General features: G+C 50.2%; 9 protein-coding genes. 1 reads left to right on the top strand and 8 read right to left on the bottom strand.

Annotation, left to right across the window (positions count from 1 at the left end):
- The first annotated feature begins 143 nt into the window (after positions 1–143).
- Complete coding sequence (locus MKY82_RS08795) at positions 144–1028, top strand: transporter substrate-binding domain-containing protein (RefSeq protein ID WP_194541543.1); 885 nt, start codon at positions 144–146, stop codon at positions 1026–1028.
- Positions 1029–1105: 77 nt separating this feature from the next.
- On the opposite strand, the gene MKY82_RS08790 is transcribed toward MKY82_RS08795, so the two are convergent.
- The 8 genes from MKY82_RS08790 to MKY82_RS08755 all read right to left on the bottom strand — a co-directional run bounded on the left by MKY82_RS08790 (position 1106) and on the right by MKY82_RS08755 (position 12121).
- Positions 1106–1735 (bottom strand): 50S ribosomal protein L25, encoded by a 630-nt coding sequence (locus tag MKY82_RS08790; protein ID WP_194541542.1) that lies wholly within the window; start codon positions 1733–1735, stop codon positions 1106–1108.
- A gap of 207 nt (positions 1736–1942) precedes the next feature.
- Entirely contained in the window at positions 1943–4300 is a 2358-nt protein-coding gene (gene pulA / locus MKY82_RS08785) for a type I pullulanase (protein WP_339295957.1), read from the bottom strand.
- A 337-nt stretch (positions 4301–4637) separates the two neighbouring features.
- Complete coding sequence (ptsP, locus tag MKY82_RS08780) at positions 4638–6359, bottom strand: phosphoenolpyruvate--protein phosphotransferase (RefSeq protein WP_220686111.1); 1722 nt, start codon at positions 6357–6359, stop codon at positions 4638–4640.
- The gene (locus MKY82_RS08775; protein WP_071222804.1) at positions 6352–6627 is read right to left on the bottom strand and encodes an HPr family phosphocarrier protein; all 276 of its coding nucleotides are present in this window, start codon (positions 6625–6627) and stop codon (positions 6352–6354) included. The genes ptsP and MKY82_RS08775 overlap by 8 nt, the downstream gene beginning before the upstream one ends.
- 60 nt (positions 6628–6687) lie before the next feature.
- Positions 6688–8769 (bottom strand): glucose-specific PTS transporter subunit IIBC, encoded by a 2082-nt coding sequence (gene ptsG / locus MKY82_RS08770; protein ID WP_339295956.1) that lies wholly within the window; start codon positions 8767–8769, stop codon positions 6688–6690.
- A 281-nt stretch (positions 8770–9050) separates the two neighbouring features.
- Positions 9051–9908 (bottom strand): PRD domain-containing protein, encoded by an 858-nt coding sequence (locus MKY82_RS08765; protein ID WP_339295955.1) that lies wholly within the window; start codon positions 9906–9908, stop codon positions 9051–9053.
- Positions 9909–10056: 148 nt separating this feature from the next.
- Entirely contained in the window at positions 10057–11583 is a 1527-nt protein-coding gene (locus tag MKY82_RS08760) for a flotillin family protein (protein ID WP_339295954.1), read from the bottom strand.
- Between the two features lie 4 nt (positions 11584–11587).
- On the bottom strand, positions 11588–12121 hold the full coding sequence (locus tag MKY82_RS08755; protein WP_194541537.1) for a protease: 534 nt from the start codon (positions 12119–12121) through the stop codon (positions 11588–11590).
- Positions 12122–12256 lie beyond the last annotated feature (135 nt).

Here is a 12256-nt window from a genome sequence, read left to right as displayed (position 1 = left end):
CTCCTCTCCAATCCGATTAGAGACCCTAAGTTCTTACCGTGTACCGACATTTCACGAATATACGAACCATCCTTTGGGACATCCTAACTTTACGAAATGGGCCTCGAAGGACCGTGAATAAAGAAAGGATGGTTTCTGGAATCATGCGCGGAACAAAATCGATACGTTGGATCAGTCTTGCCTGTTTATTCACACTGATCGGTTCAATTGTACTTACCGGATGCACGCCTAACAGCAATGACCGGGTGCCGACCCCCAACATGGGCGTAAATCCTTACCGGGTGAACACGGGCTTCCTGCTTCGGAATGCCGTGGAGCGCGGGACCCTGCGAATTGCAACGGAACGGGATTATCCCCCTTTCAGTTACCATGGAACGGGCGGAAGACTTACAGGTTTTGATGTGGAAATCGCTGAAGAGGTTGCCCGTCATATGGAACTAAGAGCAGAATTCGTTGAAACCGAGTGGGAGAATCTGCTGCCAGGATTGACGGAAGGCAAATACGACGCCGTCTTCAACCAGATTGAAGACAAGCCGGACCGGCGGGCCCTCTATGATTTTTCCGTCGCTTATCTATCCTCAACCCCGGTTCTACTTGTGCGTTCCTCGGGTGAAGATCAGATTCGCACCTTCTCGGACATCAAGGATAAGCGTGTCGGCCTGAACCCAACCGGAATTTATAAGGATATGGCCAAGAAGCATGGAGCGGAAATTGTCCCGATCAAATATATATCAGACGCAGCTAACAAGCTCGCAAACGGAGAGCTGGATGCCGTCATTTCGGACCAATTATCCGTAACCAACCTGAAGCAGCAGTTCCCGGATCTGCCGGTCGCTGCCGCCGAATCCGCCGATCAGGTGTCCGAGATTTCCGCAGCCTTTGTAAAAGGGAATCCGGATCTCGTGGCCGCCGTTGATAATGCATTGGCTACCATGCAGCAGGACGGAACGTATTTGACCATTTGGAACAAATACTTTGGAGACGCACCGATGAGTTATAAAGGAATCCATGATCGAAAAGTTAAATAAACTTTAAAAATTCGTGACAAAAAGGCGCCTGCTCCGCTGGATTCCCAGCATAGCAAGCGCCTTTTTAAATGTGCATATTATGATTCTTCGGTTGTCTCTCCCGCATCCGCTTCCTCAGCGTCCGCTTCATCCACCGTCTCAGCAGCCTCAACGGCGCGTGGCACGATGACGGTTGCGAGAACCTCCTCATCCGAAGCGTGCAATGTAATACCTTCCGGTACTTTAATATCTGCAACCGTAAGCTTGTCGCCAATCTCCAGAGCGGATACGTCCGCTTCGAGGGTAGTAGGCAGCTCGCCTGGCAATCCTTCTACTTCGACTTCGGTCACCTGGGTTTGCAGAATACCGCCAGATTTCGTTCCGGCAGCAGTACCTTGATAATCCACCGGTATGCTGACACGAACCGGCTTGTTCATGGAGATCCGCAGAAAGTCCACATGGGATACAGTGCCGCGTCTCTTTTGAATGTCCTTAATCAAAACCGGAATTTTACCGGAGCCTGGAATATCAAGCTGGAATACCTCTGAACGTCCGGTGTGGAACAGCTTGGCCGTATCCTTGAAATTAACAGCTACGGGGATGCTTTCCTCGCCCGCGCCGTATACAACGCCGGGGATTCCGCCATTTTCGCGAAGCACTCGGCGAGAAGCCCGGGTAAATTCATCACGAACATCTGCTTGGAGTTGAACTGTGTTTCCTTTTGACATGAGTGACATCCTCCTTTATCGAAAACAAAGTCTATCTCATTATTACCCTATTTACCTGCTAACTAATCATGAGTTTCAGATGTTTTAAATTTCAATCCTGTGGGTAATGAATGGTACCCCTTTTGAAATATAAATAATAGGAGCCCCCTTTTCAGTACAATCGGAGGGCTCCTGATTTTTTAATATACAATCCCTTATATACATTCCTCAACTCGCCATATCCCGCTGCTCTTGGCCCTCAGAGCCGTCGCCTTTGACACTTAGCAGCGAGATCCGTAACTTGGCTTCGTCTGGCGGAATATCGATAAACCAGTCGTTCTCGCCTTCCCGATCCTCCCAATCGTTCAACCTGACGATACAGCCGACCCGCTTGGTTCCGGGAGCTGCATAGAAGACCGCTCGAGCTTTGCCGCCGTCCACTCTTGAGAATGGCACGCTGCCATCCTCCACGCCCGTTCCCCACACCCACACGTTCCAGCCATCATATGCTTGATCACGTCTTTCATATTCAATCTCAACGGTAGTCAAGCCTTGCTTCTTCTGGGCCTGGTCTTCGTACAACACCATCAGCGAAAGCCCTGGGACCGCTATAGCTCCTTGGTCCAACGTCTCGATCGTATCCGTACCTGCCTGACGATCATTCACCACGATACTCCAGCGGTAAGGTGTAGGCGGCAGATCAACCGTCATTTCATGCTCATTCCCGTTCACGATCACTACAATCTGGCCCCAGCTATCTTGTGGATGATGCGTTAATCGGTAGGCGATAATCCGATCGCTACTGCGCAGCACTTCCATATGTTCCTCGATCTCTTCTCTTGCTGCCATACGAAATGCCGGATGAGCTTTGCGCAAGGCAATAAGGCCTTTGTAATAGTCAAACACGGGTTTGAATCGTTTCTTGTTCGACCAGCGGATCGCATTAACGGCATCGCCGCTGCGGTAGCTGTTATGATCGCCAAATTTCGTGCGAAGCAGCTCATCGCCGGCATGGAGCAGCGGAATCCCTTGAGACAGCAGGACAATCCCGTTAGCCAGCAAGCTGCGGCGCACAGCCGCTGCCGACATTACATCTTCATCAGGAATACCGGCATAGGGTGTGGAAGCAGCCGTTGCCTGCCATACATCGCCGCCGTTAACCAGCTTCCCGTCCGTCATGCGAAGCAGACCCGCCTGTTCTTCCATCCCGCTCGCCACTAAAATTTTGTCCCACAGATTCAAATTATCATGCACAGTGACATAATTGACCGTCTCATCCGGATGAAGCGCAAAATCATGGATCGAGCCCATCATCCCTTCAACGACAGCGCCCTCGTACCACGCTTCGCCCGTAGCAAAGCCTCGGCCGCGCCCGTCATTGTCACCCTTGATGGCATGCCGGAAATGATCATTGAATACAGCGAAACCTTGACCCTTCTGGCTTCCTTTGACGGTTTGCTCCGTCAGCGGACTCATTCCTCCCGTCCAGGGCTCACCGTAGAACAAGAGAGAGCTATCGACCTCACGACGCAGCTCGCTTACAATCTCTTTCATCGTTGTTGTATCGATCAGAGCCATCAGATCAAATCGAAAGCCGTCGATATGATACTCCTCGGCCCAGTACCTTAAGGAATCCTTGATATATTTGCGTACCATCGGCTTCTCCGTAGCCAGCTCGTTGCCTACACCTGAACCGTTCGATAAATGTCCATATTCATCCTTGCGATAGAAATACCCTGGCGCCAATCGTTCAAACGGACCGTCATCCACCATATACGTATGGTTGTAAACCACGTCCATGACGACACGGATTCCCTTGGCATGCAGAGCCAGAATCAGCTCCTTCAGCTCCCGGATGCGCAGGATCGGATCCATAGGATCTGTCGAGTATGAACCTTCAGGAACATTGTAATTCTGCGGATCATACCCCCAGTTATACTCGCGGCTTAAGCTCCCGGCATTATATCCGTCCAGCTCATTGACCGTTCGAAAATCAAATATCGGCAGCAGATGCACATGGGTCACACCTAATTCTTCGAGATGATCCAGTCCAATGGTATTCCCTTCGGAATCCCGCAGGCCACCTTCTGTGAATGCCTTATATTTACCTCTATATTTCATTCCCGAATCGGTATGAATCGAGAAATCGCGTACATGAAGCTCATAGAGCACCGCATCCGTAGGCTTCAGCAGCTTGGGTCTAACATCCTGCTCCCACCCCGGCGGATTGCTCTTCGCCAGATCGACAACCACTCCGCGGCAGCCGTTGGCTGACACCGCTGTTGCATAGGGGTCTACGGCATAATGCACGTCACCGTCCGCTGACTCGATTTGATACATATAATAGGTTCCGTGAAGATCCCTGTTTACGACAGCCGACCATATGCCGTCGCCATTACGTTCCATCAAATATAATGTGCCACACTCGTGATCCGTTACGAGACCTTGCTCGTTATACTCTCCCGGGCTTTCATACAAAGCCAGTTTCACATGAACCGCATCCGGAGCCCACACCTGAAAGGTCGTTCCCTCTCTTCGGCAGGTTGCCCCCAGCTTAACACTTGTGCAGCTCTTGATCATGTCCATAGTCATCATCACCGTCACTTATAAGTAGATTTACTTCCTAGTATGGGCGCCTGAATCATAAGACAGACCTCTAGCACATGAATGTAGAACGCTTTCATATATTATGATATGCCAAAAGCCCTGATTTGGTTTGGGTTTGATGCCAAATAACTATATATTTAGGCTATTATACTAGCAAATATGCCAGCTGTCTTTCTTTTGACAAAAAAAACATCTGCCCGAATGGACAGATGTTGTCAATGTAAAGCTATCGTGGAAAAAGATTGGTAGAGTCCCCAAAAAACAAACGAAATACGAGACTACATGGATCGATCAAGTTGTTAAGTTGTCTTCCTTCTTACTCAGCTGCAGTTTCTATGGATTCCACCAGAGCCACAACTTCCTCTGCAGTACCCATTTCAAGCGCCTTGGCAGCGAGTGCCTGCATATCACTGCGGGACAGCTTCCCGATCTGACTGCGCGCCGGAAGAATGGATGTAGCGCTCATGCTAAACTCATCCAGCCCCAGACCGAGGAGAATTGGAATCGCCGTGGCGTCACCCGCCATTTCACCGCACATGCCAACCCAGCGGCCTTCGCGATGAGCGGCATCGATGACCATTTTAACCAGTCGCAGAATCGCCGGATTATAAGGTTGATACAAATAAGCAACCCGTTCATTCATGCGGTCAGCGGCCATCGTATACTGGATAAGGTCATTCGTTCCGATACTGAAGAAATCAACCTCTTTGGCAAACTGATCCGCCAGGACCGCGGTAGATGGAATCTCCACCATGATCCCGAGTTGGATGTCCTCGGATACCGGAATGCCTTCGCTTACAAGCTTGGATTTCTCTTCCTGAAGAAGAGCTTTGGCTTCACGGAATTCACCGAGCGTCGCGATCATGGGAAACATGATTCGCAGATTGCCATGGACGCTTGCGCGCAGCAGTGCCCGAAGCTGGGTTCTGAAAATATCCTGACGATCCAGGCACAGCCTAACGGCCCGGAAGCCCAGGAACGGATTCATTTCCTTTGGCAGATCCAGATAAGGCAGCTCCTTGTCCCCGCCGATATCGAGCGTGCGGACAACAACCGGCTTGCCTTCCATTTTCTCCAGTACCGATTTATAGGCGACATACTGGATCTCTTCGGAAGGAAGTTTATCTCTGCCCATGTACAGGAATTCCGTACGATACAGTCCTACCGCTTCTCCGCCATTCTCCAGCACGCCGGTTACATCGTTCGGTGTCCCGATATTGGCGGCCAGTTCCACATGGATCCCGTCCTTGGATACCGTTGGTTCGGAGCGGAGTTTCTTCCATTCCTCGACCTGTTTGGCGTAGGCATCCTGCTTCGCACGGTATTGTGCCACGATGGCTTCCGTAGGATTAATGATGACATCCCCTTCCAGTCCGTCAACGATGATCAAATCCCCGTTTTGGACCGAAGAGAGCACGTTTTTCGTTCCGACGACAGCCGGAATTTCAAGCGAACGGGCCATGATGGCAGAATGCGAGGTGCGCCCGCCAATATTCGTCGTGAATCCTTTAACGTAGTTGCGGTTCAACTGCGCTGTATCCGAAGGAGTCAAGTCCTCTGCAACCACGATTACTTCTTCGCTGATTTCTGAAGGACTGACATAATTCAGGCCGAGCAGATGCTTGAGAATACGTTTGGTGACGTCGCGCATATCCGCTGCCCGCTCCTGCAAGTAAGCACTCTTCATGTTCTCGAACATTTGAATGAATTGGGTTGCCGTTTCATTTAAGGCATACTCCGCATTAACCGAATCCGAAACGATTTTCGCTTTGACTGGTTCAATCAATTCCGGATCATTCAGGATGAGAAGGTGAGATTCGAAAATCTCAGCCTTCTTCTCCCCGAGTTCCTGAAGCGTGCGGGCTTTGATCGCTTCAAGCTCAGCCTGGGACTGAGCCAGCGCCGCATCCAGCTTCGAAAGCTCGGCATCCGTGTCTGCCACTTGCTTTTCCGTAACAGAATAATCAGGATGCTCCAGTGTAAAAGCACGTGCAATCGCGATGCCCGCGGAAGCCGCGATTCCTTTCAAATTATTCATGAAGCTCGCCTAACCCTTCGTTCACCATCACTTCTTGCAGTGCTGTCAGCGCTTCGCTCTCATTGCCGCCTTCCGTGATCAGTGTCAATGTATCACCTTGCTCCAATCCGAGGGACAGAACGCCCAGGATCGATTTCAGCGTTACTTTTTTGCCGTTAGCTTCGGCAAATGAATTGGTGTCCTGGAATTTGTTAGCCGTATTTACCAATGCTGTTGCCGGACGTGCGTGAATTCCATCTTCGTCAATAATTTTGAATGTTTGTTGCATGTTCATCATCCTACTTTCCTATATTTTAATTTTTATTGAATCCTTGAGATCATCGTGAGTTTAAGGCTTTGATATCGTGATGATCCCTTTTTCACCGCTTTTTACTTCCCCGGTCTTGTTCAGCTTCACGGAAGCTCCCTCCGGCAAATTCGAGAAGATCACAGGAGAAATAATCGATTTGGCATTCTCCTTCACATAATCCAGATCCACCTGCATGATCGGTTGGCCAGTGGATACCAGATCCCCCTCTTGTACAAGAACTTCAAAACCCTGCCCCTTCAGCTTAACGGTATTGACGCCGATATGGACAAGCACTTCCTTACCGCCATCGGACATAATGCCGACCGCATGCTTGCTGGGGAATACGTTAAATACGGTTCCGTTAACAGGAGAAGCGATCGTTCCGTTATGAGGTAATACCGCAAATCCATCTCCCGTCATTCGTTCTGCAAACACAGGATCAGGCACATGGGAAATATCCATTAGCTCTCCATCGACTGGCGATACGATTTCCTCCATGACAAGCGTTTCCCCGTCCTGACCAGCTTGCTGCTCCTCTTGAGCAGTCGGCATCATCTTCGGATCCGCTGTTTCAGGCGCAGTTGTCGGCGTTATTCCCGACATAATGTCCTGGATTTGCGATTTGATGGTATCGGAACGTGTTCCGAATATCGCCTGGATATTATTCCCCACCTCCAGCACACCTGACGCACCCAGCTGTTTCAGCCTTGCCTTATCGACATGACCCTTGTCTTTCACCTCTACCCGAAGCCGAGTAATGCAGGCATCCAGATGCGCAATGTTAGGCTGGCCGCCAAGCGCAGTCAGAATGTTAAGCGGCAGATCATTTTTACTGTTACCGCCTGATCCCTGGGAAACTGATTCCGGCTCCGTTGCGGAAGCTTCTTCCCGGCCCGGCGTCTTCAGATTGAATTTCCGAATGACAAACCGGAATCCGAAATAATAGATTACTGCCATGATAGCACCAACAATGAGTACATTCCACCATGGCGTCCGGTTCGGAATGACACCGAATATCATGTAATCGATCAGACCGCCAGAGAAGGTCATGCCAATCTTGGTACCCAGAATATGCATGATCATGAAAGACAGACCTGCGAACAGTGCATGTACGGCGAACAAGATCGGCGCGACGAACAGGAAGGAGAACTCAAGCGGTTCCGTAATCCCTGTCAAGAAGGAGGTCAGCGCTGCCGAACCCATAATACCGGCGACAAACTTTTTGTTCTCCGGTCTCGCTTCATGATAGATGGCAAGCGCAGCCGCAGGAAGACCAAACATCATAAAGGGATACTTACCCGTCATGAAGGTGCCTGCCGTGAACTCGACACCATCCCGAAGCTGAGCCATGAATATATTTTGATCACCGCGCACCATTTGACCTGCATGATTCAAATATTCCCCGAACTCAAACCAGAAGGGAGAATAGAAAATGTGGTGCAGACCGAACGGAATCAATCCGCGTTCCACAACGCCGAACACAAAAGCGGACAGCGTCAGGTTTTGTTCCAGCATGAAATGGGATGCAGTGTTAAGCGCAGACTGGATCGGAGGCCATATAAAGACCATCAACAGACCAAGCAAAACGGAAGTTGCAGCCGTCATAATCGGAACAAACCGTTTTCCTGCAAAAAAGCCCAGATAGGACGGAAGCTCTATTTTGAAAAATCTCCGGTACATGCTTGCCGCTAATATACCTACAATAATCCCGCCGAATACCCCAGTGGCTAAGGTCGGAATGCCTAGCACGCTGGCATATTCGTAATTCGTGCCAATCATCGATGGCGTCACGCCGATCACGCTGCCCATGGTAACGTTCATGACGAGGTAACCGATGATAGCCGCAAGCCCGGCAACACCTTCGCCTCCGGCCAAGCCGACGGCAACCCCTACTGCAAACAGCAAGGATAAATTCGTGAACACGATTTGTCCCGCATTCATCATGACGGTGGCAGCTGAATGAACCCAAGCCGCATCGAGCCATGGTGCGTACTGCAGGAAATCGGGGTTGACCAGCATATTGCCAAGGCCGAGCAAAAGTCCGGCCGCCGGCAATATGGCCACGGGCAGCATCAGAGCTTTACCGACCCTTTGCAGTACGCCAAAAAGCCGCTTAAACATGAAAATTTTCACCCTCTATCTAGTTGTGGTCACAAGCTGAATGTGGAGCATCATAAAACAACCAAATCAAAAAAAGGCATGAGTAACCACGGGAAAATGGATGGCTAATCTCATGGATTAGATTACCCAGAAATGGGTAATAACAACCAAATTCCTGCAATACTCATGCCTGATCGAATCAGTTACACGTTTGATTTGAAGTTTTATGCTTCATAACTGTTCGTATTGTAACACCGTTCATTTTTCGTTGCAACCACATGGTAAGGGACTTAATAAAATCTTCACATTTGCTCGCCCTGCTCTTTGCGCTGGACCAGCCGCTCCAGATGAATGGTCAAATAACCGGCCTCGGCGGGATATACGGGCTTTTTCAGCCGCTGCTCCATCATCTTCGTCAGTTTCCATGCCAAGGAATACGTTTCGGGATATTCGCGCTTCAGCAGACCATCCAATGAACTCGTCTCGTTCACCGCTTCTCCCCGCCGAATCCGCTCCAAGGCAAACCGGAGATGAGTCAGCAGACGGGAATAATCCAAGGAATCCCTCGGGATGGCATAATCCAGCTGCTGTTCAACGGTACGTACTAAATCCGCAATCAGTTCCGAATGCTTGCGAACCTCCGAAATGTGCTGGTTTGTGAGGGCACCGTGAAAATGAAGGGCAATGAATCCGATTTCTTCTTGGCCCAAGTCGACCCCAAGCTTCTCCCGGATGGTACGGACGGCGTATTCCGCCATCTCGTACTCTTCAGGATACATCTCTTTGGTTTCGTATAAAAAAGGATTATGGATATAGAGACCTTGGGCATGACGTTTAATGGCAAATGCAATATGATCAGTCAACGCTATGTGGATATGCTCATTCAGAGGAGCGTCGCTGGTTTTGGCAGCATTCAGAATAATCTCATTCATCGCCTCAATCAGCTTCTCATCGATATGAGGCACCAGCTGCTTATACTGCTCCTGCTCCTCCGGTTTGGTCAAAATGAACATCTTCTCGGCAGCGGAGGCCGGGATAAGGTCTTTATTCTTCCGGTTAAAGCCTATTCCCTTGCCAATAACAACAACCTCGCCATGTTGAGGATGCTTCGCTATGATTACATTATTGTTCAACACTTTAGCCACTTGTAAGCTGCTCACGTTTGCACCTCTTTTTGATTCATACGCGTATACTCGGATATCTTATCAGAAATATAAGTGCGCGGCAAAATCATATGTGGTTGCCAAAGTCACCAAAGTGCCGTACCGCTGCCTGTGACCGCTATCCCAATCCTACTTGCCGCTCGCTCTACTCTTCCTTAGCAGCACTTGTCTCAACAGGTACCGGTACAAGTTCCTGTTCCACAGCTACTGGCTTTTGAGCCGAGGCAGGCTTCTTGGTCAATCCCTTTATCAGTTCTTCCACATCAATCCCGGACACATTCTTCAGCATTTCAGGCGCCGTAGACATCAGCTCAGTCACATAATTGCTCACGCGAGCCGCACCTTCGCCTTTGCCTGTATCTACAACCGTCAGCTTGTCGATGGACGAAATTGGCTGAGCAATTTTGCCGGCAAGCTCAGGCAGCATTTTTACGATGATATCGAGCACAGCAGCTTCTCCGAACTTCTGGAACGCTTCGGCAAGTTTCTCCTTAGCATCGGCTTCGGCAATACCGCGCAGGCGGATGACTTCGGCTTCAGCCGTACCTTTGGCACGCTCGGCATCCGCAACGGCCAGACCATCCAGGCGCTTCTGTTCGGCAGACGCTTTGGCCTGGGTTTCGATGGAGTACTGCACGGCATCTGCTTCGCGCATCTTCCGGGCTTTATCCGCTTCCGCGGCCTGCTCAACGGCATAACGATCCGCTTCGGCTTTCTTCTTCACGTCCGCGTCATACTGCTTCTCGCGAACCATGATTTCTTTCTCCTGCAGGTCGATTTCGCGTTCCTTTCGAACGAGCTCAACCTTCATCTGCTCCTCGACCACCGTTTGTCTAGCGCGGGCTTCCTGGATATGATAAGCTTGGTCCGCTTCAGCTTTCGCCGTATCCTGCTCCTTCTTAAAGGACGCAACCTTCAGCTCCCGTTCCTTCTCGGCTTCCGCGATATTGGTATCGCGTACGACCTCGGCCTTCTGTCCTTCTTCTTCCGCACGCGCTTTTTGAATCCGCGCGTCGCGCATCGCTTCGGCTTCGGCAATCTCCGCATCCCGCTTTACCGTAGCGATCCGCGGTTTACCCAGCGCTTCCAGATATCCATGCTTGTCGCGAACGTCCTTAATGGTAAAGGATACGATCTGCAGACCCATCTTCTTGAGGTCTCTTGCAGCGACACCTTGAACTTCCTGCGCGAACTTGTCGCGGTTACGGTATACTTCCTCTACCGTCATGGAACCGAGAATGGCACGAAGATGGCCTTCCAGCACTTCCTGGGCTTCGCCCTTCAGCGCTTCAATCGGCTTGCCCATGAATTGCTCGGCTGCCGTTGCCACGTCTTCGATCGAGCTTCCCACTTTTATGATGGCTACCCCATCGGCCATAACCGGAACGCCTTGCTCCGTGTACACTTCAGGCGTCATAACATCCAGTTTATGAGATAAAAGCGATACAAATTCGGAGCGCTGAAATACGGGGAGTATAAAAGCGCCGCCGCCGCGAACGATTTTGATTTTGCGGCCGGATTCATCCTCCGATAAATTTTTGCTTCCCAAAAAAGAACCGGTTACGATCATCGCTTCATCCGGACTCACCGTTTTGTAACGGGCCCAGAACGCAAGTCCTAACACAACAATGACACCTACAACAATTGACGGAATTACTAAGTATTCTGGCATTGAATCAATCCTCTCCTTTTCGTTCTTCCAGTTCGGAGACTCTCAGGACACCCTCAACAACGTCAACAACCACCACGCGGACTCCTGCGGGAAGATTTTGGCGATCAAAGCTTGACGCGATGTGCGTTGTGTTGCCTGCGCCAATCTTGACCATCACTTCACCGAATCCTTCTGCAGGAAGCGGTACGGTGACAACGCCGATCATCCCAGCCAGCTCCTTGATGGAGAAGCCCGTCGAGTTCTCGCTGTTCTCCATCGGTTTCACGTACCCGAAATAGACGAGAATCGAAATGACGATAGCCGCTAAGATAGACAGCGTTACATGGGCACCTGCCGCCAATTCCGTGTATTTTGTCAGCATGATTCCGGTACCGCCAAATACGGTGATTCCTCCAGCGATCACAACCGGATTGAAAAAATCCACTGACAAAAAGTCCAACAATCCGTCAAGCGCCGAGCTAAGTATGTCGCCAAGCACCACGGTTACGATGGCAAATATCACGCCTCCGATCAGACAGCCCCAATATAACGCTTCCATGTTGATTGCCCCCTCTGAAATCCCTTACTGTGTATAACAAGTAATACGGCAAAATGTTTGCTAAAGTTTCAATTATTTCCCTCAAACGTATGGAAATCTCTTCATATCTATATTCGACACACCCACAAAAAAGCC

It is taken from the genome of Paenibacillus sp. FSL W7-1279, from assembly GCF_037969845.1.
In the GTDB taxonomy this organism is placed as follows: Bacteria; Bacillota; Bacilli; order Paenibacillales; family Paenibacillaceae; genus Paenibacillus_AQ.
The sequence above is the reverse complement of the archived record's forward strand: the minus strand, read 5'-3'. Positions and strand labels throughout refer to the sequence as shown.